Raw genomic sequence first — 24,864 nt, forward strand, 5'->3', positions numbered from 1 at the left:
CGACTGAGCTATTATGCCAGCGTTGATCGAATGTCGTATAACGCAGAAGCAACGGGCTCAGCAGTTCATTTTTTACATTGTGTAAAAGGAGAGTCTTATGGCGAAGATGCGTGCCGTGCAGGTTCCCAAAGCTGGTGGCGAGTGGGAGTTGGTGGAACGGGAGATTCCGGAGCCCGGACCAGGTAAGGTTCGAGTGAAGGTGCACGCGTGCGGAATCTGTCATAGCGACTCTGTGACCAAAGAAGGCTTGTTTCCGGGAATTCAGTATCCGCGCGTGCCGGGCCATGAGGTGGTTGGTGTCGTGGACAAGCTGGGCGAGGGCACTAAGGGATGGAAGGTTGGCCAGCGCGTTGGTATCGGCTGGCATGGCGGCAACTGTGGTTATTGTCATAACTGTCGTCGTGGAAACTTCTTTGCTTGTACGAACGATCTGCAGACGACTGGGGTGAGCTTCGACGGTGGTTACGCGGAGTACATCGTGGCTCCTGCGATTGGGTTGGCGGAGGTTCCTGAAGGATTAAGTGCAGCAGAAGCAGCTCCGCTGATGTGCGCCGGAGTAACGACGTTCAATTGCTTGCGTAATGCGGGTGCGCAGCCGGGCGATGTAGTTGCGGTGCTTGGATTAGGTGGATTGGGACATCTCGGCGTGCAATATGCAGCAAAGATGGGAATGAAGACAGTCGCGATTGCGCGTGGAGCTGACAAAGCCGAGCTGGCAAAGAAGCTGGGCTCTGACATCTATATTGATAACCAGACTCAGGATCCGGCGGCCGAGTTGCAGAGGCTAGGCGGAGCGAAGGTTGTACTCGCCACCGTTACAAACGCGGATGCAATGGCAGCAGCGATGGGCGGTCTCGGCGTGAAAGGAACCTTCATGATTGTCGGCGCGGTACCGAAGGTAGAGGTTCCAGCGATTCAGATGATCCTGAACTCTCAGTCGGTACAAGGGTGGTATTCAGGGACCTCGATCGATTCAGAAGATACGCTAAACTTCAGCCTTCTCGAGGGTGTTCGCTCAATAAACGAAGTCTACAAATTTGAGCAGTACAAGGAAGCCTATGACCGGATGATGAGCGGGAAAGCACGGTTTCGGGTTGTAATGACCATGGAGTAAGCATCGCATTTGGGCAGGCTTTGAAGCCTGCCCCGCCAGTGTGCTGGAATCACCAGTGATCAGTGAAGGAAATTGAACGTGTTGGTAGCATCGTCGACGAAATAGACACCATCGGGGACCGCGATCAAGCCGAACAATGCACCTGCTCCTGGAGGCGGTCCGCCGGAGTTATCTACGAGTTTCACCGCAATCTGGCGGCCCGTTTCAGGGTTTATTTCGACGAGGTTTCCGTCGTTTCCATTCGCAGACACCAGGTGATGATTGGGGGTGAGCGTCATGCCCAATGGGTCATTGAGCGACCCTCCTTCGGACACCGTGCGGCCCTTCGACACATTTGTGCGGAAGAGTGCATTCGGAATTGCTGCTATGCGATTGGCAAGGCTATCTGCGACATATAGATTCCCTGTGAGATCGTCGAATACAACTCCTGTCGGTCCAATGACAAGCGCAGCAGGATCAGAGCGCTCAGGAAAACCGGAAGCAATAACAGTACTATCCAGTAACTGAGGGGATTGCCCATCAAGAGTTGCCAACAGCAACCGAACCACACTTCCTTCATTCACAACGTTTCCATTTGCGGCCACGGTTCCATTCAGCACATTTGTGACGAATAGAACGGCGAGAACGCCTCCATCGAGCGCGGTCATGTCCCACGGCCCGTTCAGGTGATGGTCTGAAAACGTCTCCACCACATCGCCCATGCTATTCAAAACGATGAGGCAGCCTGCCCCGGCGGTTGCCGCAGTGCCATCGGTTGTAGGTAGACTTCCAACAATGACAAACCCACTGCGTAGTGCGACGAGAGCAGTTGTCAGCCCAACGCCTCCTGGACAGGAGATTTTGGATGGGTCGATCTGGGAGAAGAGATTGGATGTTCCATCCGGAGCGATTTGAACGATTGTTGTTCCTATTCCCTGCTTATTCGCTCCATTGTTGAAATTACTAATTAGAAAGTTGCCTTCAATGAGTTTGCCCTTTGTCTCCGGAACCCGGGCGACCCCGTAGGGATTTTGGTCGCCATTTCCCGGTACCGTCGTACTGATGGTCGTTATCGTATTGAGAGGCTGAATAAAGGAATGATTCTGAGCAAGGGCTGCATCCGCTGTAACAAAAATCATCATCCATAGCACCAGGCCCAACACATGAGTTCGAGCGGAGAGGGGGTGTTTCGACTTCATGTCTTGCCTCCTTAGCGAGGAGCACAGCTATACGATCAGAGATGTGCAATCTCTATTGACGCTATGAATTTAGATTTTTCGCTCGGTAAGCGTTGTCACAAACTTTTCGCAATCTTGTAATTTTCTTTCGACTTAACAGCTTGCATCTCACCTCTATTTTTTCGGCAGCGCAAAAGCTACATAGCTACCACCGGACGGATCGTTCGATTTTCCGCCGCCTGCTGCGATTACCACGAACTGCCGTCCATCAGCTTCATACATCGCTGGTGTGGCGTTCCCTGCGGCGGGTAGCGTCGTTTCCCACAACAGCTTGCCTGTTGCTTTGTCGAAGACGCGGAACTTCTTGTCGTAGTTAGTGGCTGCGATGAAGAACAGACCGTTCGCGGTGACGATGCCTCCGCCGTAATTTTCGGAGCCAGTGTTGGCCTGCCCCTTCGCGACGAGCGCAGGATATTCTCCAAAAGGAATCTGCCAAACGATTTTTCCTTTATTTAAATCGATTGCGGAGAGCTGTCCCCAGGGCGGTGTGATCGCGGGATAGCCTTCTGAATCAAGAAATTTGGGATACCCGGCGATCTGATATTCAGCAGGCGGCGTCTGTAATCTGGCGGCCATCACGAGATCATCTGCGCCGTTGATCACATAGCGGGCGATGGCTCCAGCCTCCGGATTGCTGAGATTGGGAAATGCCGGCATACGACCGTTGCCACCATGGATGATCTGCGCAACCTCCTGCTCCGTATATTTCTGATCAATATCCTGAAGCGAGGGAAAGTCCGGAGGGGTGCCGCTGCGATCCGCTTTGTGGCATTGCGCGCAGGTGCTTTCGTAGAGCGTCTTGCCGCTGGCAACAGCGGCTTGCGGAGGACGCTTTACGATTTTGAGCACCCAGGCCATTTCGTTTGTGTTGACGTAGAGATATCCGGTCTCCGGATCGAAGGCCGGGCCACCCCATTCCTGCCCGCCATCGAAACCCGGAAAGATGATCGTGCCTTGCAGGCTTCCAGGAATAAACTGCCCATCGCTCCTGATTTTTTTGAACTGCTCCAGTGCCTCTTCGTGGGCCTTTGGGGTACGGGTGGTCAGGTCCTTTTCATCCATACGTTGACGCGCAAACGGAGGAGGAGCGACAGGCAGCGGCTGCGTTGGCGAGGTCCACTCGCCGGGAATATCGCTCTTGGGATACTTCTTCTCCTCGATGGGATACACAGGTTTTCCTGTAGCACGGTCGAAGATGAAGACGTAGCCGGACTTCGTTGTCTGCGCGACGGCATCGATGGTCTTGCCGTCCTTGTGCAGCGTCACCAGCGTGGGAGGAGCATTCAGGTCGCGGTCCCAAAGGTCGTGGTGTACCGTCTGGAAGTGCCAGATGCGCTTTCCGGTGTTGGCATCGAGCGCGACGAGAGAATCGGCAAAGAGATCATTCCCCGGTCGGTCTGCTCCATAGAAATCGGAAGAAGCAGAACCGAGTGGAGCGAAGACGATACCACGCTTGATATCGATGCTGAGCCCAGCCCAGTTGTTGGCTGCGCCGCTGTACTTCCACGCATCCTTGGGCCAAGTATCGTAGCCGAACTCACCTGGATGCGGGATAGTGTGGAACTGCCAGCGGATCTTGCCAGTGCGTACATCGAAGGCCCGAATGTCACCGGGATAGGCCGGGAGCTGCTCGGAGACGATGCTGCCGCAGATCAGCAGGTCCTTATAGATGGTTCCGGGGGTCGATAAGCCTACGGACAGTCCTTCGCCCTCGTGGCCCAGTCCTTCGCGAAGATCGACCTTGCCCTGGTCGCCGAAGCTCGAGATCAGTTTTCCGGTCCTGGCATTCACAGCGTAGAGATACTGGCGCATCGAGACGAAGATGCGTTCATCGCCTTTGCCATCGGTCCAGTAGGTGATGCCGCGATTTCGTGTACTGCCGATGATCTTGCGACCTTCGCTGGGATCGAAGACCCACTTCTGTTTTCCGGTCGCGGCATCGATGGCGAAGAGACGAACCTTCGGGCTGATGAGGTAAAGCGTGTCGCCAATTTTGATGGGCGTCGCTTCGAGCTCGGTATGAACGCCGGGCGTCGCGTCGCCTGTGTCAAAAGTCCAGGCCACTTTCAAATCCTTCACGTTCTCGCGGGTGATCTGCGAGAGCGTCGAGTAGTGGATGGAGTCGGGACCGCCTCCATAGGCCGGCCAATCGTTGCTGTTGCCTTTGGCCTGAGCGTGAGCAATGTTCCAGGGGGAAGCGATGATCAGAGCAAACGCAAGACTTTGCCAGGAACATAGGAGAGATGGATGGCGAGGCATGCATCCCTTCTACAACAAAAGTTCAGAGGTGAATTGCGTCTGTCTAAATAAGTCACTTCTGATTCTTTGTTCACCCTTTTTCATAGAAACCTTACCTTTGCTATGAGAGTAAGAGCCCCCTCCTCTGTTTTGGTGCAAAATATTGATTCTGAAATATTTAGCCTGGCATCTCCAATGCAAAATATTGACCAGAAAGGGTTTATCGGCAAAATATTGATAACAAACAAGATGGCCCCGGATTCTTCGGGGCCACTGCTTTTTCTGGTCTATTTCAAGTTTAGCAAACGAGATGGACTGAATCTGCAATCTCTATCTTGCTTGTTATGAGTTAATTACGCGGTTTAAGGACTTGACACGCGATCTTTTGACTTATTAGCCAAGAACGGCAGGCTTCAGGACCTCTTCGCACCACTGGCGGAAGCTGGTCGGGGTCGTATTTTCCGGAGTTCTTGGCTCAGCATTATCGAGGCCGTTGCTCTTAGCTGCGTACATGATTACTAATCTGTCCGCGAAGTGCTCACTTGCTCCAAACTTCAAGAGCTGGTCTTTGTAAACATCTGGAAGAAGTTGTTGGTAGGTGATCGGCTTTCCCAGGACCTCGGTCATGATGGCGGCCATGTCGTTGATGGACAGATTCTCCGGCCCCAATATTGCGACACCTCCCTGTCCTGTCCAGGAGCGATCGCGAAGAAGTCTGGCTCCGACTGACGCGATGTCGCGTGTGGCAACATAGGGAACCTTTACATCAGGGCGAGAAGGGAGAAAGAACATTCCCTGATGCTTGAGAGCGTCTATCTGCATGAGCATGTTCTCCATGAAACCGGGGCACCAGAGAGCGCGAAAGTCGACGCCGGATCTCTCGATCTCTTCGTCCTTCGCGAAGGAGTCGGAGACTACTCCCCCATCCATAGGAAGTCCTCTCCCCAGCGCTGATACAGCGACGACCCGCTTCACTCCCTGTTTTTTGATTGCGCGGGCCGCGGGTCGAGCGAATTGCAGATAGTTTTCCCTGACGTTGTTCGTTGCGAACGAAGGAGGGACAACGAGGAAGAGGCTCTCTGCACCTTGAAAGGCTCTAGACAATACACTTTCGTCGTCGCTGGAGCCCTGTATAACTTCGACCTTGCCCTGGACTTCCAGGGCGAGTCTGGCTGGGTCACGAACGATGACACGTACCGCCTCGTTGGCGGCAAGAAGATTTTGAACGACCTGCGATCCGATTTTTCCTGTGGGCGTGGTGACGACGATCATGAGGATTCTCCGTTTTAAGTAAACTATACTGTACCGTTTACTTAACGAGACTCTACCGTACCGTATACTTGCTGTCAAACGAATGAGACCAACAACCACCACCGGAGCAAGACGAGGCGAAAAGCTGCGCGAACATATCCTCTGGATCGCCAAGGATGTGTTTCTGGAGATGGGGTTCGAGCGGGCATCGATGGATGTGGTCGCCGCGCGCGCGGAGACCTCGAAGCGGTCTCTGTATGCTCACTTCGAGAGCAAAGAGAAGCTATTCCTGGCGGTGATCGAGCTGGTACGCGGACTCTTTCTTGGCAGATTGAAGATACCCGGCGACTATTCAGACAAACCTGCGGAGGCGCTGGTGATGTTCTGTGGCCGGTACCTTGAGGCCCTGCTCTACGAGAAGGGGATTCAGATGTGCCGCGTGAGCATGGCGGAAACTGCGAGGTTTCCCGAGGGAGCGGCGCAGTACTTCGACGTGCTGTTCACGCAGGTCGAGACCTTCCTGAGCGCCTACTTGAAGACAACCTTTGGGATCTCGACCCGGGCCAGTGTTGAGGCGACGCACAGGCTTCTTGGACAGACCCTTTATCCACATCTTCCCCGGGCACTCTTTGGCATCGATCCATTGATCAAAAGCCTTGATCGCGAGGCCATCGCGCCAGAGGTCGATCTGAAGTTGATTCGCAAGGCCGTTATGGATCTGATTGAGTCGCTGCCGACTAGCCGTGTTTCTTAACTTGTCGAAGATGAAATGCCTGAATCAAGGGGCTAAAGCCCTTCTCTTCACAGAACGTTATGGCACCCTTCGACTTCGCTCAGGGCAGGCTCTAAAGCCATACCCTAAAGTAGAGCGGCTCGAGCTTTCCACCCCAGCGAGCAAGTTCCGCCGGGACTCCGGTTTCGCTCGAATAGTCTCATTCATGCCGTAGGCATAAATGGAGCCCCCGGCATCGCGGCTAAAGCTTCGCACTTGCGGCACGTCCAGGACGTCTGATCCGAGTTGCTGAGGCATGACTACGGGCAGTTGCTCGCCCAGAGCGTTTTTCGAGGTTGAAAGTTATTTTTGTTTGGATGCGATTGCAACCGGATAGGTATAGACTGAAGCCTCGCCAGCGTTTGGCAGCAATGGTCTGCCGACGATTAAGACGCTGCAGTTCACCCGCGCTTCAGAGAAAAACAAGGAAAATCTGATCCGCCGTAAAGAAGTATCGGAGGCATCATGCGTTCTGAAGCGATTTTTCGTGCCAAAAAGACTCTCTCGAACAGCTATCAGCTCTGCCAGACGGCGGCGAAGGCCACACGCCGGATGCATGTCCCCTCGCAAAACCCTCAGGACACGATCAATAGCGCGTTCGAGAAGATCGCTGCGGATTCGCCGGTGGCGACCGTCAAGCCTACCAAGGTTTCGTAAACCAGGGTTCGAGCTGCGCTCGACTGATCCCACTCATGCGTGCGGCATGAATGGGGCACCAGAAGCATCGGCAAACTGCTGGAGGAGTACGGCCTGATCGGAAGAACAACCTTCGACACGTGAACGGCTAGTAAGTTTTGATGAAGCTTGCGGGCGTGCCGTCGGCGGGGTTCACGAAGTGGACGTCCTCGGGCGGGCGGCGTGGTGTGTCGATGGCGAGCACGATGTAGGGCTCCTCGACGATGCGTGGCATGGCATGCACGGTGTTCTTCTTGAAGAAGACCAACTCACCAGGGCCGATGATGCGCGGTTCGGAGCCTTCGATGTGGATCTCTGCGCGGCCGGTGAGGACGTAGAGGTACTCGTCGGAGCTGGTGTGGTAGTGAGCAGGCACGGCACGGTAGACGCGAAAGATGCGGCAGCTGGCGTCGTGCTCGTCGGTCAGGCGCAGGTCGGTGAGCATGGTCTCGGCCGTCTCGGGTAGCGTGCGGGCGAGGGCGGCGATGTCGAAGAAACGTGTCTCGGTAGACAAGGATTCTCTCTTTCTTTTCCATGTTTATGATGACTCAACAGGGCTTCGCTCGAATGCCCATTCATGGGTACCCGGCATTGCTTGTATCGTCGTCTATGTGGGCACCCCCTTGTTTTGTGCAAAGTATTCAAAGCAGATTATTTAGGTCTGGACTTCGGGCGCACCAAAGGAGAATATCCAAGTAAATCGACTTGGGATGCTCGCAAAGTATTGGAAATAGATTATTTACTGGATCAACAAGAAGCCCCGGCGGATGCCGGGATTTGCTTTGTTGAGCTACTTCTATTGTAGAAAATCGGGCTCTGGTAGTTCACACTTTTAGCCGGCTTATTTTCTGGCGAAGAAGTGATTTGGATGGTTTTAGATAGGAGATTTGGGGGATAGTTTTTCGCGGGTTGGGGGCTTGACAGGGTTTTCGGGATGTCTCGCCTTGAATGGCTGCTCGATATGGGGCTTATTTATTGAAAGGCAATTCGGTCGTTCCGCCCTTCGGACTTCACTCCAGCCTTCGGCAGAGCGGTAGCCGCTTTCGCGGCTGCTTGTTTCGGCACGGCTAAAGCCGTGCCCTTAAGCAAGGCGGTTCGAGCTTCGCTCTAATGTCCAATCATGCGCTAAGGCTGTATGAATGGGTACACGACCTCGAATTGTTCCACTGGAGTCTTTGAGGTGAATCATGGGATGGGTAGATTCTGCTGAAGTATCTAGGCGAGATCCTCCGTCTAAAGCGGAGATCGCACAAGTCGAAGACTATCGAAAACGCCGTGCCAAAGTGCGGTTTTACGCGGACGAAAACTTTCCAATGAAAGCAACTGAAGTACTTCGTGGCATGGGTTCCTCCGTAAAAACAGTACAAGAGGTTAGACTGCGTGCTCATCCCGACGAAAATCACGCCGCGTACGCTCTTCGCAATAGATACGTACTGGTCAGCTGCGACCGCGACTATCTCGATAATCGCCGTTTTCCTCTTATTCATTGCCCGGTTATCGTGGTTTTCGACTTTGGTGAGGGGTCGATTGCCGAAATCCGTGCAGCCTTTCGCTGTCTTACAAGAATGTTCGAGGCCCCTCAGTTCTATGGCAAGTGGATGAAAATCGAAGCATCGCGCAGCTCATGGACAGAATCCGCGCGTTTTCTTAATGGCACAACTGCTCGTTCGAAATATCGGATCTTTCGGGGGCAAATCCAAGAATGGGTAGAAAAAACAGAGGCGTAAGCGTTTTGAAAATGTTCTAGTACATACTAGATTTTGACAGATCCTTCTAATAGGGCGTCTCGCCATTCACCAAGCGTTTGGCCGTCTTCGAGTCTCCACTCGCGGGGGCCTGACGAATTGCGGTTATTCAGAACAGCCGCTGCTGCCGAAGGGCTTCGAAATACCACATCAGCTAAAAAGCGAATTCCACCGTCTGGTAATTTTTCGAGTTTCCCCTCATCGAGCAATTGTTGTCGCAGAGGTGCATATTGATTGACCTTAAAGACACTACCCGTCCCTGTAGAACCTTCTAAAACCACAATCTCGCCGTCTTCATAGTATGCGCGTGCAGCAACACCACTGCTGAGGTGGTTAAGAGTGAGCAGTACGCGTGGAGATGGTGTCAGCGTTGTGTCAGATATCAAGTTGGAACTAGAAGCTATTGTGGGAGGTGAAATCGAGGGCTTAGCCCTTAGGAATTCCATGCCTACAGTTGGTAAGAGAATTTGAATCTGTAAAAGAAAAAACTCCATACCAGACAAGTCTGCCTCAGGCAGAGATCCAGAAGGTGGTTCATTCCCATTCACAATTTGTGCTCGACCACTATTGCTAATGATTTGCACTAAGCGACTCTCTAAATATCTAACGTGCGCTTTAGTCAGATTCACGTCCTTTGACGTAATAAGACAAACCCGCTCCCAAAACTCTTTGTCGACATCTTTGGCGTGTTTTTTAACTCTGTCTGCTATGCAATCTCCCTCTCCAACATAAACAATGGAACGACCTGCTTCCTCACCAACTAAAAAATAAACGCCTGTTTTTAGGGCCTCTGGTCGTACCAAAGCCTCCTGAATTCGAGTGCGAGGCGCAACCAGAACGTGGCCTGTCCAATTGGGGATTTCTGCAGTCAGGAGTCCGGTTGGCGTCCCATCTACCAGAAAAAGTCTTATAGATCTGCCAGTCGACATGGAAAGCAGTATAGACGTACAAGAAGGCCGCGATTGCTCGCGGCCTTCTTGGTGTTCTGAATTGATGTTACTTAGACTTCCTTCACGCCATCCACGAACGCCTTCAGCTTGCGGGATCGGCTGGGGTGGCGGAGTTTGCGGAGGGCCTTGGCTTCGATCTGGCGGATGCGCTCGCGAGTGACCTGGAAGCTCTGGCCGACTTCTTCAAGCGTGTGTTCGGAGCCGTCCTCGAGGCCGAAGCGCATCTTGATGACGCGCTCTTCGCGCGGCGTCAGGGTGCGGAGAACCTGCGAAGTGTACTCCTTGAGGTTGACGCTGATGACCGCATCGCTGGGCGAGACGGCCATGCGGTCTTCGATGAAGTCGCCAAGGTGCGAGTCTTCCTCTTCTCCGATGGGGGTCTCGAGCGAGATGGGCTCTTGCGCGATCTTGAGGACCTTGCGGACCTTCGCGACCGGGATGTCCATGCGACGTGCGATCTCTTCCGACGAGGCTTCGCGGCCAAGCTCTTGCACGAGCTGACGCGAGGTGCGGATGAGCTTGTTGATGGTCTCGATCATGTGCACCGGGATACGGATGGTGCGGGCCTGGTCGGCGATGGCTCGAGTGATGGCCTGCCGGATCCACCAGGTGGCATAGGTCGAGAATTTGTAACCGCGGCGGTACTCGAACTTGTCGACCGCCTTCATCAGGCCGATGTTGCCCTCCTGAATCAGGTCGAGGAACTGAAGACCGCGATTGGTGTACTTCTTCGCGATGGAGACGACGAGGCGAAGATTGGCTTCGATCAGCTCGCGCTTGGCGCGCTCGGCGTCCATGTCGCCCTGGATCATCTCGCGCTGAGTGCGCTTGAGATCGACGAGCGAGATGCCTGCATCCTCTTCGAGGCGCTCGAGGTCGACGCGGCAGTTCTTCTGCTGGCGCTTGTATTCCTTCTTGAGCTCTTCAGACTTCGAGGCTTCGTGCTTGCTCTCGAGGGTCTTGATCTGGCGCTCGAGGGTGCGCATGGAGTCGACGGTCTTGTTGACCTTATCGAGCAGGCGCTTCTTCTCGGCGTTGGTGTACTTCAGCTCGCGGACGATACGGTTGATGAAGACGTGCTCGCGGCCGATGAGCCAGCGGTTCTTACGCACATCCTTCGCCTTGGCCTTGGCGTCCTTGCCATGCGGAGCGGCAAGCTTTTCTTCGAGCTGCGCGATCTTCTTCTGGTGTTTCAGGAGGACATCGATGCGACCGACGGTCTGCTTGACGCGTGCCTGCAGAATCTCTTCGGTAAGTTCTTCTTCATCGAAGGTGACGACTTCCTTGATGTTGCGGACGCCGCGGCGGAGATCTTCGCCGAGGGCGGTGATCTCGCGAATGACAATCGGCGAACGCGAGATGGCCTTCATCACGCGCATCTGGCCGCGCTCGATGCGCTTGGCGATTTCGACTTCGCCCTCGCGGGTAAGCAGCGGGACGGTTCCCATCTCGCGCAGGTACATGCGGACAGGGTCGTTGGTCTTTTCCAGCTGACCGGGTGAGAGATCGAGCTCGACGTCTTCCGACTCTTCGCCCATCTCGGAGTCGTACTTGTCGCGGTCGTACTTGTCTCCCGAGAGCACATCGATGCCCTGGGTGTTAATGGTGGTGAGCAGATCGTCGAGATCGTCGGGGGTGGTAATATCGCCCGGCAGAAGGTCGTTCACTTCGCCGTAGGTCAGATAGCCCTTTTCCTTCCCGGTCTCAATAATGCGGTCTACGTCTTCTTCGTACTTGTCGAGTTCTTCGGCCACGAGGGTGCGCGCTCCTGCAAAAATAATCTTTATTTGGGATGCCGCTCAGGCGAGCTCCTGTAGTATCCGGGCGGACTTATCCCTGGGTTGTTCCGTAATGGCAGGGAGCAGAGAGCGGTTTAGACCGCTATGGCCAAGCCGAGAGACCTTCCGAGAGGTTCGGCATTCTAAGGGCGTACTTCCCCAGCGAATCACAGGATACCACAGTATTTAGACGACTCAGGCGGAGAAAAGATTCGGTGGCGGGTCGCGCAGGGGCTCTCCACGGGCTCCGCCCTGGTGTGCGGGACAGCGGCGGGCGTGGATATCAGTGCCGTTGGAGCCATAATCGTGTCCGCAGTGGCTGCAACGAAGGTGGTAGATGGTCTGGCCGGGAAAGCTCTCGGAGGGAAATCCAGTGCGACGGATGACGACCTGACCGTGAGGATTGGTGAAGCCGGGATCTGTGGTTCTGTGGCGAGGCATGGCTATATGGATTGTAAATTCCTGTTAAATATGAATTTACACAGGATGTTCAGGGTCTTCTGTGTCCGCGAGACGCTTCAAAACATCACGGTGTTCGCGCATCACACAACTTATCGCTTTGCGCATCTCGGGCTCGATAGAAGAAAGATGTATGCCATTTGCCTGCTCTGTCAGGTAAAGAGTATCTCCAACCCTCACATTAAGGTGTTTCAGGCTTTCAGGCGGGAGAACGACTCCGAGTTCATCGCCAATGCTGATTATTTTGACTATCGCCATTCTTCCTCCTCTCAACGGACTAACAGCAGATCCTTCGACTACGCCTCTCGCGAAATGCCACGAGAGGCTTCGCTCAGGATGACACATTCAAGGTTTTGCTGCTAATTCAAGATGCCAGCGAAGAGGGTCGCGAGCGGCGAAGGCGAGCCATCAGGGCTGCCGGGCGTAAAGATTGTGGATAGTGCAACATGCTAGCAACAAATGCCGGGAAGGTATCGTCCGAGAGCCGAAGCGAGGCCGGCAGGACATAGAAATTCATCACTAGCTCGGAGAGCAGCAGTGAGGCTGCGGCCCAATTGAGATCACCATACTTCGCTGCCAGGTAGGTCACGACGACGGTCACACTAGTGCCGAACAAATACCACGCCGCCAGTCTTTGGTGCAGATTGACGGCCGTCAGCAGGGTGGAGCTGGTAGACCAGAGCGAATAAGCAACGACAACTGCGAGCAGGATGCTGAGCAGGGTCCGCTCCGGGGGAACGTGACCTCCGGTCCAGTGATTTAGGAACCAGGGGCCAAGCATGACCACCGCGGCAACAACGGCAAAGGCGACGATAAGTCCCATCTGGCAGGCGCGGCGGTGCAGGGTGCGGGTCAGGGCCATGTCCTTGAGTCCAAAGGCGTGCGACAGCTCCGGCCAGAAGGTGTTGTTGATCATCTGCACCATCTGCAAGGCTACGCGGGAGACGGTGCGGGCGGTTCCAAAGATGACGACGGCGGTGGGACCAAGGGCGTATCCCACGGCCATCAGGGTTCCTTGAAGATTGATCGCAATGCCGATGGGAAAGGCCATGAAGGCAAACGCAGGACCGCTAAGACGCTTAATTTCCGAGAAGGTTGCGTGCTCCCATCCATAGCGGATCCAGGGAATATCGCGTTTCACCATGACGCAAAGCACCAGGGTAATCACGATGTTTGCAGCAGCGAAGACGAGAGCTGTCTCGCGGGCTCCTCCCCCCATGCAGACCGGGACCAGCATCAGCGCGAAGGCGACAAGCGAAAACATGCTCTTCAGGAATGAGCCGTAGGGATAACGGCCGATGCAGCGATAGGCCGATTGCAACAGAGTTTCAAGCTGGCCCAGCAGGACGGAGCAACCGAGATAAAAAATGATCCACTTGGCATCGGTTTCGTTGATCTCGTGCAGCTTGAGCAGGCGGGCGGCGGGAAGGAAGTACAGCACTCCGGCAAGAAGCGCCATGCAGGCCAGGCAGATGAGCGTGATGAACCACCAGCAGCTCTGGAAGACGCGCAGGGCACCTTCGCGGTCTCCACGTGCGGCCATCATGCTCATCTCGTTGCCAGCGACGCTTCCGAAACCGAAATTGCTGACGTTCAGGTACGAGGGCACAGCGATGACGATCATCCACTCGCCGTAAAGGGGAACGCTCCAGAAGTGCAGAAAGACAGGTACCTGGACCAGCTGAATGATGGTGGTCGCAAGTTTGCTGATCCAGTTGGACAGAAAGCCTAAGGCGAGCCGTCGTTTGGTTGATGCGTCCATGCAGTTCCGATCTCAGCCTGACGTCGCTGGGGAGAGAGCGACCCTGTCGTAGAGACGAGCCGGTTTGGGGAGGTGGACAGGAAAAATCTCCGGAATCTCTGCGTGCCTGGAAGTGGAGATCTCAGAGAAGAGGGTCAAGAAGCTGGCCATCGCTATTCATTGTAGCAATCCAACTGTTACGACAATGTCAGTACTCGCGAAGACGACGATCAAGCTGAAGCCGTTCTTGCAGCAACTTCCCCAGCATCTCCTGGTCGTTACGGCGCTCCGCCTCGGCGATCAGGATGCGCATCTCGCGCTGGCGACGTTCGAGATAACGCCGCTCAAGAGTATGCAGCGCATCTTCTACCTGCTCGGAGAGAGAGGGGGGAGAGGAGATAAGTCCCTCGGCAGGCTCGTGGTGATGAAGAGCGCGGGCCAGCAGCACTCGACTGGGCTGATCGGGTGCAACATCAAGGGGATTTTCAGGCGCGGGGGCCAACGTGAGTGCTTCAAGAATCGGCGAGGAAGGCAGACCGTCGTACCACTCAGGATGCTCAGAAAGACGGGCCGACGCTAACTGGCGCGCGGAATCGTTTTCCGGCAATACGAGTGCACGGAGAAGGATGCGCTCGATCTCGCTGGCAGGATCGTGGCTGTGCGAGCGCACGCTTTCGGCACGTTGAATCGCTGCCTGGCGAAGCTCCTGACGAAGGATCGCGGAATCGATGCCGAGCTTCTGTGCGGCATCAGCGGCGAACTCGTCGCGTTGTAACGGCGATGGGATACGCCGGATGTGCGGAAGCAGGAAGTTCATCGCCTTGACCTTGGCTTCCGGAGTGCGTGCAGGAAACTCCTGGCGAGCTCGTTCGATGAGGTAGTCCATATAACGATGCGCGCTGCGCACCGCTCCTGTATAGCTCTGTAACCCACGCTCACGGATAAAGCGATCGGGATCAAGACCGTCTTCGAGCAGAACGATGCGGACATCGAAGCCTTCTTCGACGAGCATGGCCCCGGCTTTTTCCGCGGCATTGCGGCCAGCCGTGTCGGGATCGAAGTTCAGGATGACCTGTTTATTCGGCGTGAAGCGCGAGAGCAGACGCACCTGTGCTTCGGTAAAGGCAGTGCCCGAGGTCGCAATGACATTGCGAATGCCGGCCATGTAGACGGAAATGCAGTCCATCTGGCCTTCGACAAGAAGAGCGAAGCCGAGATTGCGAATCTCCTGCCGCGCCTTATCGAGATTGAACAGCACGTGGCCCTTGGTATAAATGGGGCCTTCCGGCGAGTTCATGTACTTGGCGATATCGCGGCCCTTCTCATCCTGCGTGTCGAGTGCGCGGCCGGTAAAGGCGATGGTCTTCCCTTGCTCGTTCGCAATAGGAAACATGATGCGCTTGCGAAAACCCGCGTAGAGCTGCCCTGCCGAGCCGTCGGCCTGCTCCTTCCATTTGAAGAGTCCGCTGGAACGAAGCACCTCTTCGGAGAAGTGCGGGCTGAGCGAGTTGCGCATGTGATTGAAGTCGTCCGGCGCATAGCCGATGCGAAACTTCTGGATGGTTTCGGCTGTAACTCCACGACTGGTGAGATACTCGCGTGCGCGTGCGGCCTCCGGAGACTTCAACGCAGCCTCAAAGTACTGTGTTGCGGCTTCGTGGATGTCGAGAAGCTGACGACGCAATCCCGCTTCGCGAGCCTCTTCCGGAGAGGTGAACTCACGCTTGGGAAGTGGAATTCCCATCTTCTGCGCGACAAAGCGGACTGCTTCGGGAAAGCTCAGATTCTCGAGCTTCATCACAAAGGTGAAGACATCCCCTTTTTCGTGACAGCCAAAGCAGTAGAAGTAGCCATGCGTCGCGTTGACCGAAAAAGATCCTGTCTTCTCTTTGTGGAAGGGACAGAGGCCAGTGTAGTTCTGCGCTCCTGTCTTTCGCAGCTTCACATACTCGCCGACAATGCGCACGATATCAGTCTGCTGCTTGACGAGTTGGGAAAAATTATCGGACACCGCTGAAGATTCAGTGTAGTCGATTGGCTTTAAGGCTTAACACTCGTTCAAGTCAATAACGCCGATATGAATGCTACCTTCGGTACTGTTCGTCGCTGACATGCTCCATCCAATCGACAACCTTACCGTCGAGTCTCTCCTGAATGGCGATATGGGTCATGGCTGTCGTCGGCGCAGCTCCGTGCCAGTGGCGCTCGTTAGGTGCGAACCAGACGACATCACCGGGAAGGATCTCCTCGACGGGACCACCTTCCCGCTGAACCCAGCCGCAACCAGAGGTGACGATCAGAGTTTGGCCGAGCGGATGCGTATGCCACGCGGTCCGGGCGCCGGGTTCGAAGGTGACGCTGGCGCCCTGCACAAAAGCGGGATCAGGAGCCTGAAAGAGTGGATCGATTCGCACCGTGCCGGTGAACCACTCGGATGGACCCTTCGCGGAAGGTTGTGTGCCGACTCTTTTGATCTCCATCGTTAATCCTCGATTCGCAATATTCTTCAAAATGGGTCGTAGCCGGGCTTCTTGTAAAGCTTGTCCCACTGATCCTGGATATCTGGTTTATAGACCTTCTCTGTCCAATCCTGCGCCTTAACCTCTTCAAATGCTACGGAGACCGACTCCTCTCCATAGTTCAGAACGGACATGATGTTGTTGGTTATTTCAGCGGCAAGCCTATTCTTTTGTTGTTCCGATTTTCCAGGCCACAGCTTCACGACAACATGAGGCATCGTTTCTGCTCCTTAAAAACTTTTTAATTGCATCGATTACTGAATTACCTTCTCCTGCGACATTGCTTTGGTCCGGTACGATTCGCGCCAAAGTCCCGGAGGAACGCCTTCCCAGGTACGGAAGGCACGGACAAAGGAGTTCGCATCCTCGTATCCAAGCAGGTAGGCGGCTTCGTTCAGCTCGAGAACAGAGCTGCTGAGGTAGTAACGCGCCATTTGATGTCTCGCTTCGTCGAGGACACGCTGGAAACTGGAGCCGGATTCCTGCAGACGTCGCTGTAACGTGCGCGAGCTCATATGCAGCCGACGCGCAATGTCGTCGATGGAAGGTCGATGGCCAGTCAGTTTCTCCTGAATCGCTCCACGAACTCGTTCCGGAAAATTCTCCTGATCTTCTTCCCCCTGCCGAAGTTGCTTAAGCTCCTGATCGAACTGCGGTGCAAGCATGTCAAGCAGCTCGGCGTTACGTGTAACGAAAGGAGCCTGCGCATCCGCGGCACGAAAGACAATGGCATTGCGAGTTGCTCCACTGATCACGGAACAGCCGAAGTGTCGCTCAATCACCTTCGAATGTGAACGCGGCTGCATGAACTCCACACGAAGCGGAGAGATATTTGTGCCCGTACCCAGACGTCCAATCGTTTGAACCCAGGCAAAGCAATGCTCCGTAAGCGTTGGGGGCTCGATCCCAAGTGCAAGTAACCAATTGAACTGAATACTCCACTCCGCTTTATCCGTATGCTGCACGATCTCTTCCGGACAGCAGAGCTTCTTATAGCGGGCCATGTGACTGATCGCTGTGCCGAAGTTCTCGGTTGAGAGAACAGCGATCCCCAGCGGATCAAAACGCTCGGGCCTTGTCTCGGTAGCGAGCCTCAGGCTGATGGCAGGATCTCCGCTGACCTCGCCGATGGACCGCCAGAGGGCGAAGAACTCCTCCGTGCTTAAGAGAATGCGTGTCTGCTGAAAGAGGTCCTGGGAGAGTCCGGCTCTGCGCAAAACGTCAGAGACACGGACGCCCAGTTCTTCCAATTTCGTATTGAGGCGGCCAGGAACTCGAAAGCGTTTATTCATGATTACTCGGACCGTAAAGAGGCCATATCGATAGTGAAGCGATACTTCACATCGGACTTGAGCAGTCTCTCGTAAGCTTCGTTGACCTTCTGGATGGGGATGACCTCCACATCGGCGGTAATGTTGTGCTCACCGCAGAAGTCGAGCATCTCCTGGGTTTCGGCGATTCCGCCAATCGGCGAACCGGAGAGGCTACGACGTCCAAAGATCAGACCAAAGGCAGGAATAGAGAGCGGTTTATCGGGTGCTCCAACGAGAGTGAGGTTGCCATCGATCCGGAGCAGGTTGATGTACGCATTAATGTCGTGGTCAGCAGAGACCGCATCGAGGATGAAGTCGAAGCTGCCAACATGCTTTGCCATCTCGTCTGCATTGCGCGAGATCACGACTTCATCGGCTCCGAGGCGCAATGCATCCTCTTTCTTGCTGGGCGATGTGGTGAAGACAACGGTATGAGCGCCGAAGGCATGGGCGAATTTCACGCCCATGTGGCCCAGTCCGCCAAGACCGACGATGCCGACCTTCTTGCCTTTGGTTACTCCCCAATGGCGCAGTGGAGAGTAGGTCGTGATTCCAGCGCAGAGCAGAGGAGCTGCCGCGGCAAGATCGAGGTTCGATGGAACACGCAGAACAAAATGCTCATCGACGACGATGGTGTCGGAATATCCGCCAAGGGTTCCGCCTCCCAACTGTTTGTCCTGCGAACCGAAGGTGAGCACCATATTGGGGCAAAACTGCTCCAGGCCGGCCTCGCACTGTGGGCAGGTACCGTCGGAGTCCACCAGGCAACCTACAGCGGCAAGATCGCCAGGCTTGAACTTGGTGACGGCATAGCCCACCTTCGTAACGCGGCCTATGATCTCGTGCCCGGGAACGCAGGGGTAGATCGTCGGCATGACGTCACTCCACTCGTTACGAGCGTAGTGAAGATCGGAGTGACAGATTCCGCAGAACAGAATCTCGATCTGTACGTCGTGCTCGGCTGGATCGCGCCGCGCGATCGTGGTGGGGGCGAGCGGCGATTTCGCACTAGCAGCGGAGTAGGCTTTTACGTTGTTCATGCCTCTACGTTAGATGTTGGACGTATGGCACGATATGCAAAATCCGCCATTCTATCTGCACAGCGCGCCAGACTTTCTGACTCACTTCTTCGAGCCATGGGATTGGAGATCCTGAAACTTCTGCAACTCTTTGGCTATACTGCCGTTTATGCTTCGCATCCTGGTTCTCAGCCTTCTCTCCTGCGCGCTTGCTGCACAGGCACAGCAGTACGATCTCGTTCTCCGCAACGGCCACGTCATCGATCCGAAGAACAACGTCGATGCCAAGCTCGACGTCGCCGTCCGCGATGGCAAGATCGCAGCGATTGAACCTTCGATTCCTGCCAGCGCGGCCAAGCAGGCCGTCGACATCTCCGGCCTCTACCTCACCCCCGGACTCGTCGATATCCACGAGCATGTCTTTATCGGGCTTCGTCATAACGCCTGGGGGAATGGCGATCTCTCCGTCCAGGCCGATGTCATGGCCACTCCCAATGGAGTGACAACGATTGCGGATGCCGGCTCCTCCGGCTGGCGCGACTTCCCTGAGTTCCGCCGCCGTGTGATCGACACCTCGAAGACGCGCATCTTTGCCTTCGTCAACATCGTTGGCGCAGGTATGGCCGCAAGCGACGATGCCGCCGAGCAGAACGAGCATGATATGGATCTCGATGCGCTCTCCAAACTCATCGAGCAGAACCGCGACATCATCGTGGGCATCAAGACTGCACACTGGGAGCAACCCAACTTCATCTCGGTCCGGAAGGCGGTTGAAGCTGGCACACGCAATCACCTTCCCGTGATGGTTGACTTCGGCTGGTTCGACAACAAATCGTATGAGGAGATGATCCGCACCATCCTGCGGCCGGGAGACATCAGCACACACGTCTTCCGCATGCCTGCGCCGCTGCTCACTCCCGATGGCAAACCTGCACCCTACATGCTCGATGCACGCAAGCGCGGCATCAAGTTCGATGTCGGACACGGCGGCGGATCCTTCAACTTTGCTCTCGCCGAACCGATGATCAAGGGTGGCTTCTTCCCGGATTCGATCTCGACCGACCTCCACATTGGCTCAGCCACGGGTGTGATGCTGAATATGCCGAATGTGATGAGCAAGATTCTTGCGCTCGGAGTTCCGCTCAAGGAAGTGATTCGCGAGTCCACGACGAACCCGGCGACAGAGATTGGGCATCCTGAGTTGGGCCAGATTGCAGTTGGCTCCGTAGCCGACATCGCTGTGCTTCGTGTTGATCACGGACACTTCGGTTATGCCGATCTTGCCGGAGGTAAGGTAGACGGCACCGAACGCATTGTGCCCGAGATGACCGTCCGTGCCGGTCATGTTGTCTTCGACCTCAACGCCCGCACGGCTGTGCCCTGGCGCGAAGGGCATCTGAAATACTCACCTCGATAAACCTTTCGACAGAAGCTTTACTCCAGAGGTACTGCATTCCGTATCCTCTGGAGTAACCTTAGGTTAAGGTCTGGTTATGGCGATCCCACATATTCGCCGGTACCTTCTCTTCGTTCCGCTGCTCCTTCCTCTCAGCGTGAACGGGCAGGTTCAGACGGTCGCTGACGACATGGAGAACTGCCGCGTCCACCGCGTCACGAGTCTCCCTGGAAGTCATCAGTTCGCCAGCGAATATATCGAAACCATCGCCAGCGATCCCACCAACGACAATCCAAACGTGATCTGGGGCCTCACAACTGATCTCAGCAATGCGCTGCCACAGCAAAGTCGAGCGATGTACATTTCGAAATCGACGGACGGTGGCGCTACATGGTCCCAGGTCGCGCGAATCGGTTCGAGATATTTCGACGAACACATCGGCGAGGGCATACGAAACGGATTGAGCATCTCACCGGGCGGTTCATCCTTTATCGTCACGACCCAACGAGGAGCCTTTGAGGTCATTCCGCAGCCGAGCATATCTTCACCGGTGGTGAAAACAATCGTCGGCCCGCAGGTTCCGGATTCGCCTCCTAAAATTCCTATCGCAAAGCATCCGGGCGATCCTGTCAGGGCAAACATCGTCCAGATGACCTCCGACGGCAAACACCTCATCCTCGGATATGGGTACTTCGATCTGGACCCGAAGCTCTTTACCTATCACAAAGACGGGGATGGCTCATGGGTCGAGGATGGCCCCCTGCCTCCCATTCCCACCGATATGGATCTCCTCTCTGTCCAATTCGATGAGCCGAAGCGCGCTGACCCTCGCTTTCTCTATGTGGGGACAGGCGATCAGGCCTACCTGCTGAACCTTCGCAGCATGAAGTGGAGTCGCATCGATGGTGTTGGGCCGGACTCCGCAATCCACAACATGAATGTGGTGGGAGGACTTCATCTTGCGGCCTGCTGGGGGATCTACAACCCTGTAGGTCCCGGCATGGTCGAGCGCGTGACCAATGCTCACTTCCTGCTGCATCGAACCTCTGACGAAGCAGGCTCCAACATCCGGGCGTATAGCGTTGAGGTTGATCCTGCACAACCAGACCATGAAGTGGTCACCTCTCTCACCGGGGTTTACATCAGCGACGACCGCGGCGAAACCTGGCGGAGGATCAACGATCTTCCCAATGAAGAGTTCCGCACCTCGCACATCAACTCCGACGGAAGCATTCTGGTCTCGGGAGTCGCGGGAACGTTCCTGATCAATCCTTTTTCCGATACATGCGAGCCGCATCTGAAGCGTCGCAAGAAGTGACCGCAGCTTTATCAACATCCCACTCTCGCTACGGAGTCATTAGCCACGAGACCTCATCAAACGTGTCATCTTGAGCGGAGCCCTGTGAGAGCAAGGGCGTAGTCGAAGGATCTGTGGTTTGCTTTGGTTGAGCAATAGAACTTCAGAAAGACCGCAGATCCTTCGACTGCGTTTGGCGCGTTAATGTGCGCCAAACTTCGCTCAGGATGACACTTTCTGAATAATCTAGCGAGCAAGTTGGCTCCGTAGCTTTGACCTTCTTCCGGACAGGTGCTACAGTCCTTCCATCTCTCCAATCGGGCCGCGTTTCTCAAATCTCTCCTCAGGAGAACCTCCATGAGAACGAAGCTCTTCCTTCTTTGTCTCGTTCTGTCTTCTTTTGCGATCCTTACCCCGGCCGTCCATGCGGATCTGCTGCCCATCGGAACCTACTGGCTTTCGGCCGATACGCCAACTTCGGGGATTCATTCCGGCTCCGATGTAGGCACCCTCACCGGAACCCTGACCTTCGATGCGTCTTCAATCCTCGTATCGGCTGATCTCGTCTTTGACGACATCACCTCGGGAAAGACCTTCTCCTTCACCAACCCCGGCGCCACCAACATCCAGATACCGCCGCCCCCGCCCGGCCTGGTCAGCGCGACCATCTATAACGCGATCAATCCCAGCGAGCTTTACCAGTTCAGCATCCGAATCCCGAGTAATTCGTCCGGCGTTTTCACACTCAACTGTGGAACCGACTGCGACACATGGATGCTCGTAAACGATGGCGGACCAACTCTGACGTATGTCGAGGTCGCCGGAACAATCACACCGGTTCCCGAACCCTCTTCTCTAATGCTCTTTGGAACAGGTCTCTTTGGAGCTTTCACTGTACTGCGGGCCATACATGCACACAGGAAACAGCGCGTGTAGCTTCTCCGCCTCGGCGGAATGCATGCGGGGCCAGACAACTGGCCCCCTTTTTTATCCAAACCGATTCGCGCTGCGGGCCTTTGCTTTGGCAGCTTCTTCTTCGCGATTCTTCGGGGGCGCAGTCGTCTCGAGCGAGGCAAGAAGCTGTGACGACACATGAACCACTCCGTCGATCGCTGCCAGAAATGCGGCTTCGTTCGCCTTAGAGGGCTTATTGAAACCGCTGATCTTTCTTACAAACTGCAGCGAAGCGGCCCGAATCTCATCTTCCGTCACGGGCGGGTCGAAGTTGAAGAGCATCCTGATATTCCGGCACATTTGCAGAACCTTCAGCGCAGAGATTGGCGAACAATCGATCCTTGTACTTCAACTTTACGCCCGTGCCTGATCTTCTCTCCCGCTATCGGTCACTTTTCACCACGGGCTTTCCCTTCTCGTTCCACTCAATTCGCGCCATCGGGGTGTGATGGTCATGAGTAAAAAGTACGAGCCAATTCTCCGGGATCGCCCTCTGATAGAAGCGTTTGCGTTGGGCGATTGTTTCCAACGGATCGAGATCGTATCCCATCACCCACGTAGGGTCGAGATGCGCCGTCGTTGGAATCAGGTCGGAGATGTAGCAGGCGTGCTGCCCACCGGACTCGATATGGACAGCCATCAACTGACGCGTATGCCCAGGGAAGAGTTCGACGGAGATCCCGGGAACGATCTCCGGGTTCTTCGCAATCCCTTCCGTCGTCAGCAGCGTCATCTGCCCCGATTCGATCAGCGGATCGTAGTTGGGCGAAAGATAGCTGACCCGGTCGCGGTCCAGTTGCAGATGTCCGTGCTCCACCTCACCACGATGCGCAAAGTAACGGGCGCGGGGAAACGTCGGGGTCACCGAACCATCCGGATGAAGTGTCGTGTTCCAGCCGCAGTGGTCAAAATGCAGGTGAGAGTTGATGACGATGTCCACCTCTTCCGGCTTCACTCCCGCAGCAGCAAGAGAGGTAGGAAGCAGCTCCTGATTCTGGTGGATCTCGCGCATCTTCTCGTTCTGCTTATTGCCGATCCCGGTCTCGATCACAACCGTATGGGAACCGGTACGCACGACAACCGTGTTCAACCCAAGCAGTATGCGGTTTAACTCGTCTGCCGGGGCGCGCTTCTGCCACAGTGTCTTCGGAACCACGCCAAACATTGCTCCACCGTCGAGGCAGTAGGGCCCGTCCGTGCACACGGTTAGATCGAAGCTGCCAAGCTTCGTGCGAGCGCGAACCAGATCAGAAATGCCAGGAAGGGAAGAAGAAGACTCAGCTATCATCCTGACCATGGTACGGCCAGGATGACCCCTTTTGGGTTGACCCGCCAGATCAGGCGGCTTGGCGAGGTACGCCGGTTGCAACGGACATCGCCTCAGCGCTGCCCGCCACCAGAGCTGCAGCCGGGGGGTGAGTTGCAACAAGCTCTGTCGTCATGGTGCTGACTGGGGTAGCCTGCTTGTTCTTGAAGCACTGACGGCACAGGACTGGTCGGCCCTGCGTCGGTTTAAACGGAACGGTGGTCTCGATTCCGCACTCCGAACAATTCGTCCGTGTCTCTGTACGCGAGATGCCTGCTGCGGCAGGACCGGAACCGGTACGCGCCGCGGCTGCGCCTGCCCGCTTAAACTTGCAAGGTTTGCACCGCTTTGGATCGTTCTTGAATTGTTTGTCGAAGAAAAAGAGTTGTTCGCCCGCAGTGAAGATGAACTCTCCACCACAATCTGCACAGGTGAGGATCCTGTCTACGAATTCCATAACCGCGTCTCCCGATCTGCGGAACAGGCAAACGCTCAAGCGGAATTTTGTTGGAATCTCCCGTGAGTAATCTACCTGCCGGATAGATGATCTAAACGCCTGGGAACCGCCATGAGGCGGAAAGCACTTCAATACAACCGGACTGCGAACCGGCCGACAGCGGGAGTCTATCGTCGGTTTGGTAAGCTGGGCCATCTCTCTTTGGTAACCTGCGAGAGATGGCCTCAGGTGAAACTTGTTAGTCCTGCTCTTTGCGGACCTTCTTACGATTGCGCTTGCGGGCAAGGGCTTCTTTTACGCGCCTCTTTTCGCCCGGCTTCAGATAGAAGGAGTGACGCTTGACTTCCTTGATGATGTCCTCGGTCTGCACCTTGCGCTTAAAGCGACGAAGAGCATTCTCAAGCGGTTCACCTTCCTGAACTCGAACCTCTGCCAATGAAAAACACCTCCAAACATACCCAGAGAGGGACAGCCTTCAGAATACCCCAAGTTCATACTGCATTTAAGGTTTTTCCTTGAAAATTGCTCGATTCCCCTTCTCACCTGCGAAGAATTGGCGTCTGGAAATCCTGTCAATAGTCGCCATAGAAGATAAGTCCTCTAAACCACACAAACGATTGCAGTAAGCAACATTTTTCAAAGTGCGGATTCGATACCCGCCGA

General features: G+C 55.2%; 25 protein-coding genes. 7 read left to right on the forward strand and 18 right to left on the reverse strand.

What is annotated here, in order from left to right:
- The first annotated feature begins 97 nt into the window (after positions 1-97).
- Positions 98-1,114 (forward strand): alcohol dehydrogenase, encoded by a 1,017-nt coding sequence (locus H7846_RS00730; protein ID WP_186694412.1) that lies wholly within the window; start codon positions 98-100, stop codon positions 1,112-1,114.
- Between the two features lie 59 nt (positions 1,115-1,173).
- Here H7846_RS00730 and H7846_RS00735 read toward each other — a convergent pair whose 3' ends face one another.
- The 3 genes from H7846_RS00735 to H7846_RS00745 all read right to left on the reverse strand — a co-directional run bounded on the left by H7846_RS00735 (position 1,174) and on the right by H7846_RS00745 (position 5,841).
- Positions 1,174-2,292: a lactonase family protein gene (locus H7846_RS00735; protein WP_222597532.1), complete on the reverse strand. Its 1,119-nt coding sequence runs from the start codon at positions 2,290-2,292 to the stop codon at positions 1,174-1,176.
- 153 nt (positions 2,293-2,445) lie between these two features.
- Positions 2,446-4,590: an outer membrane protein assembly factor BamB family protein gene (locus tag H7846_RS00740; protein WP_186694414.1), complete on the reverse strand. Its 2,145-nt coding sequence runs from the start codon at positions 4,588-4,590 to the stop codon at positions 2,446-2,448.
- Between the two features lie 372 nt (positions 4,591-4,962).
- Complete coding sequence (locus H7846_RS00745) at positions 4,963-5,841, reverse strand: NmrA family NAD(P)-binding protein (RefSeq protein ID WP_186694416.1); 879 nt, start codon at positions 5,839-5,841, stop codon at positions 4,963-4,965.
- 82 nt (positions 5,842-5,923) lie between these two features.
- Between H7846_RS00745 and H7846_RS00750 the strand changes: the two genes are divergently transcribed.
- Positions 5,924-6,574 carry a TetR/AcrR family transcriptional regulator gene (locus tag H7846_RS00750; protein ID WP_186694418.1) on the forward strand — a complete coding sequence of 217 codons (651 nt, stop codon included), beginning with the start codon at positions 5,924-5,926 and terminating at the stop codon, positions 6,572-6,574.
- Positions 6,575-7,057: 483 nt separating this feature from the next.
- On the forward strand, positions 7,058-7,249 hold the full coding sequence (locus tag H7846_RS00755) for a DNA-directed RNA polymerase subunit omega (protein ID WP_186694420.1): 192 nt from the start codon (positions 7,058-7,060) through the stop codon (positions 7,247-7,249).
- Positions 7,250-7,376: 127 nt separating this feature from the next.
- Here H7846_RS00755 and H7846_RS00760 read toward each other — a convergent pair whose 3' ends face one another.
- The gene (locus H7846_RS00760; protein WP_255460757.1) at positions 7,377-7,781 is read right to left on the reverse strand and encodes a cupin domain-containing protein; all 405 of its coding nucleotides are present in this window, start codon (positions 7,779-7,781) and stop codon (positions 7,377-7,379) included.
- A 673-nt stretch (positions 7,782-8,454) separates the two neighbouring features.
- Between H7846_RS00760 and H7846_RS00765 the strand changes: the two genes are divergently transcribed.
- A complete protein-coding gene (locus H7846_RS00765) occupies positions 8,455-8,994 on the forward strand; it encodes a DUF5615 family PIN-like protein (RefSeq protein ID WP_186694421.1) in 540 nt (179 codons plus the stop codon).
- A gap of 26 nt (positions 8,995-9,020) precedes the next feature.
- Here the strand turns inward: H7846_RS00765 and H7846_RS00770 are convergent, their stop codons facing one another.
- The 10 genes from H7846_RS00770 to H7846_RS00815 form a co-directional block, all read right to left on the reverse strand.
- A complete protein-coding gene (locus H7846_RS00770) occupies positions 9,021-9,815 on the reverse strand; it encodes a GIY-YIG nuclease family protein (RefSeq protein ID WP_222597533.1) in 795 nt (264 codons plus the stop codon).
- A gap of 197 nt (positions 9,816-10,012) precedes the next feature.
- Positions 10,013-11,716 carry an RNA polymerase sigma factor RpoD gene (rpoD, locus tag H7846_RS00775; RefSeq protein WP_186694425.1) on the reverse strand — a complete coding sequence of 568 codons (1,704 nt, stop codon included), beginning with the start codon at positions 11,714-11,716 and terminating at the stop codon, positions 10,013-10,015.
- Between the two features lie 219 nt (positions 11,717-11,935).
- Positions 11,936-12,181 carry a hypothetical protein gene (locus H7846_RS00780; RefSeq protein WP_186694427.1) on the reverse strand — a complete coding sequence of 82 codons (246 nt, stop codon included), beginning with the start codon at positions 12,179-12,181 and terminating at the stop codon, positions 11,936-11,938.
- Positions 12,182-12,217: 36 nt separating this feature from the next.
- The gene (locus H7846_RS00785; RefSeq protein WP_186694429.1) at positions 12,218-12,457 is read right to left on the reverse strand and encodes an AbrB/MazE/SpoVT family DNA-binding domain-containing protein; all 240 of its coding nucleotides are present in this window, start codon (positions 12,455-12,457) and stop codon (positions 12,218-12,220) included.
- Between the two features lie 106 nt (positions 12,458-12,563).
- Positions 12,564-13,961 (reverse strand): lipopolysaccharide biosynthesis protein, encoded by a 1,398-nt coding sequence (locus tag H7846_RS00790; protein ID WP_186694431.1) that lies wholly within the window; start codon positions 13,959-13,961, stop codon positions 12,564-12,566.
- Positions 13,962-14,148: 187 nt separating this feature from the next.
- Positions 14,149-15,951 carry a DNA primase gene (gene dnaG, locus H7846_RS00795; RefSeq protein WP_186694433.1) on the reverse strand — a complete coding sequence of 601 codons (1,803 nt, stop codon included), beginning with the start codon at positions 15,949-15,951 and terminating at the stop codon, positions 14,149-14,151.
- Positions 15,952-16,024: 73 nt separating this feature from the next.
- Complete coding sequence (locus H7846_RS00800; protein WP_186694435.1) at positions 16,025-16,420, reverse strand: (R)-mandelonitrile lyase; 396 nt, start codon at positions 16,418-16,420, stop codon at positions 16,025-16,027.
- A 26-nt stretch (positions 16,421-16,446) separates the two neighbouring features.
- The gene (locus H7846_RS00805) at positions 16,447-16,677 is read right to left on the reverse strand and encodes a tautomerase family protein (protein WP_186694437.1); all 231 of its coding nucleotides are present in this window, start codon (positions 16,675-16,677) and stop codon (positions 16,447-16,449) included.
- Between the two features lie 36 nt (positions 16,678-16,713).
- Positions 16,714-17,751, reverse strand: coding sequence for an AraC family transcriptional regulator (locus H7846_RS00810; RefSeq protein ID WP_186694439.1), 1,038 nt, complete (start codon positions 17,749-17,751; stop codon positions 16,714-16,716).
- 2 nt (positions 17,752-17,753) lie between these two features.
- Positions 17,754-18,812 (reverse strand): NAD(P)-dependent alcohol dehydrogenase, encoded by a 1,059-nt coding sequence (locus H7846_RS00815; RefSeq protein ID WP_186694441.1) that lies wholly within the window; start codon positions 18,810-18,812, stop codon positions 17,754-17,756.
- A gap of 148 nt (positions 18,813-18,960) precedes the next feature.
- On the opposite strand from H7846_RS00815, the gene H7846_RS00820 reads away from it, so the two are divergent.
- The 3 genes from H7846_RS00820 to H7846_RS00830 all read left to right on the forward strand — a co-directional run bounded on the left by H7846_RS00820 (position 18,961) and on the right by H7846_RS00830 (position 22,420).
- Positions 18,961-20,208, forward strand: a complete 1,248-nt coding sequence (locus tag H7846_RS00820; RefSeq protein ID WP_186694443.1) for an amidohydrolase/deacetylase family metallohydrolase — start codon at positions 18,961-18,963, stop codon at positions 20,206-20,208.
- A 76-nt stretch (positions 20,209-20,284) separates the two neighbouring features.
- Positions 20,285-21,505, forward strand: coding sequence for a beta propeller repeat protein (locus H7846_RS00825; RefSeq protein WP_186694445.1), 1,221 nt, complete (start codon positions 20,285-20,287; stop codon positions 21,503-21,505).
- Between the two features lie 336 nt (positions 21,506-21,841).
- Positions 21,842-22,420 carry a PEP-CTERM sorting domain-containing protein gene (locus tag H7846_RS00830; RefSeq protein WP_186694447.1) on the forward strand — a complete coding sequence of 193 codons (579 nt, stop codon included), beginning with the start codon at positions 21,842-21,844 and terminating at the stop codon, positions 22,418-22,420.
- Positions 22,421-22,471: 51 nt separating this feature from the next.
- Here H7846_RS00830 and H7846_RS00835 read toward each other — a convergent pair whose 3' ends face one another.
- From H7846_RS00835 to rpsU, 4 genes are all read right to left on the reverse strand, one after another.
- Positions 22,472-22,738, reverse strand: coding sequence for a DUF2277 domain-containing protein (locus H7846_RS00835; RefSeq protein ID WP_186694448.1), 267 nt, complete (start codon positions 22,736-22,738; stop codon positions 22,472-22,474).
- An 82-nt stretch (positions 22,739-22,820) separates the two neighbouring features.
- Positions 22,821-23,726, reverse strand: a complete 906-nt coding sequence (locus H7846_RS00840) for an MBL fold metallo-hydrolase (RefSeq protein WP_255460758.1) — start codon at positions 23,724-23,726, stop codon at positions 22,821-22,823.
- Positions 23,727-23,775: 49 nt separating this feature from the next.
- Positions 23,776-24,201 carry a zinc-ribbon domain containing protein gene (locus tag H7846_RS00845; protein WP_186694452.1) on the reverse strand — a complete coding sequence of 142 codons (426 nt, stop codon included), beginning with the start codon at positions 24,199-24,201 and terminating at the stop codon, positions 23,776-23,778.
- A gap of 238 nt (positions 24,202-24,439) precedes the next feature.
- Positions 24,440-24,637: a 30S ribosomal protein S21 gene (rpsU, locus tag H7846_RS00850; protein ID WP_186694454.1), complete on the reverse strand. Its 198-nt coding sequence runs from the start codon at positions 24,635-24,637 to the stop codon at positions 24,440-24,442.
- Between the last annotated feature and the right edge of the window lie 227 nt (positions 24,638-24,864).

Source organism: Edaphobacter sp. 4G125, assembly GCF_014274685.1.
Lineage (GTDB): Bacteria > Acidobacteriota > Terriglobia > Terriglobales > Acidobacteriaceae > Edaphobacter.

What these genes read in the sequence shown, in the direction of transcription:
- H7846_RS00810 (WP_186694439.1), bottom strand. Translation starts at nt 17,751, where the DNA reads ATGAATAAACGCTTTCGAGTTCCTGGCCGCCTCAATACGAAATTGGAA.
- H7846_RS00845 (WP_186694452.1), bottom strand. Translation starts at nt 24,201, where the DNA reads ATGGAATTCGTAGACAGGATCCTCACCTGTGCAGATTGTGGTGGAGAG.
- H7846_RS00825 (WP_186694445.1), top strand. Translation starts at nt 20,285, where the DNA reads ATGGCGATCCCACATATTCGCCGGTACCTTCTCTTCGTTCCGCTGCTC.
- H7846_RS00765 (WP_186694421.1), top strand. Translation starts at nt 8,455, where the DNA reads ATGGGATGGGTAGATTCTGCTGAAGTATCTAGGCGAGATCCTCCGTCT.
- H7846_RS00785 (WP_186694429.1), bottom strand. Translation starts at nt 12,457, where the DNA reads ATGGCGATAGTCAAAATAATCAGCATTGGCGATGAACTCGGAGTCGTT.
- H7846_RS00740 (WP_186694414.1), bottom strand. Translation starts at nt 4,590, where the DNA reads ATGCCTCGCCATCCATCTCTCCTATGTTCCTGGCAAAGTCTTGCGTTT.
- H7846_RS00730 (WP_186694412.1), top strand. Translation starts at nt 98, where the DNA reads ATGGCGAAGATGCGTGCCGTGCAGGTTCCCAAAGCTGGTGGCGAGTGG.
- H7846_RS00815 (WP_186694441.1), bottom strand. Translation starts at nt 18,812, where the DNA reads ATGAACAACGTAAAAGCCTACTCCGCTGCTAGTGCGAAATCGCCGCTC.
- H7846_RS00800 (WP_186694435.1), bottom strand. Translation starts at nt 16,420, where the DNA reads ATGGAGATCAAAAGAGTCGGCACACAACCTTCCGCGAAGGGTCCATCC.
- H7846_RS00755 (WP_186694420.1), top strand. Translation starts at nt 7,058, where the DNA reads ATGCGTTCTGAAGCGATTTTTCGTGCCAAAAAGACTCTCTCGAACAGC.
- H7846_RS00780 (WP_186694427.1), bottom strand. Translation starts at nt 12,181, where the DNA reads ATGCCTCGCCACAGAACCACAGATCCCGGCTTCACCAATCCTCACGGT.
- H7846_RS00840 (WP_255460758.1), bottom strand. Translation starts at nt 23,726, where the DNA reads ATGATAGCTGAGTCTTCTTCTTCCCTTCCTGGCATTTCTGATCTGGTT.
- H7846_RS00790 (WP_186694431.1), bottom strand. Translation starts at nt 13,961, where the DNA reads ATGGACGCATCAACCAAACGACGGCTCGCCTTAGGCTTTCTGTCCAAC.
- H7846_RS00820 (WP_186694443.1), top strand. Translation starts at nt 18,961, where the DNA reads ATGCTTCGCATCCTGGTTCTCAGCCTTCTCTCCTGCGCGCTTGCTGCA.
- H7846_RS00750 (WP_186694418.1), top strand. Translation starts at nt 5,924, where the DNA reads ATGAGACCAACAACCACCACCGGAGCAAGACGAGGCGAAAAGCTGCGC.
- H7846_RS00835 (WP_186694448.1), bottom strand. Translation starts at nt 22,738, where the DNA reads ATGTGCCGGAATATCAGGATGCTCTTCAACTTCGACCCGCCCGTGACG.
- H7846_RS00745 (WP_186694416.1), bottom strand. Translation starts at nt 5,841, where the DNA reads ATGATCGTCGTCACCACGCCCACAGGAAAAATCGGATCGCAGGTCGTT.
- H7846_RS00735 (WP_222597532.1), bottom strand. Translation starts at nt 2,292, where the DNA reads ATGAAGTCGAAACACCCCCTCTCCGCTCGAACTCATGTGTTGGGCCTG.
- H7846_RS00830 (WP_186694447.1), top strand. Translation starts at nt 21,842, where the DNA reads ATGAGAACGAAGCTCTTCCTTCTTTGTCTCGTTCTGTCTTCTTTTGCG.
- H7846_RS00805 (WP_186694437.1), bottom strand. Translation starts at nt 16,677, where the DNA reads ATGCCTCATGTTGTCGTGAAGCTGTGGCCTGGAAAATCGGAACAACAA.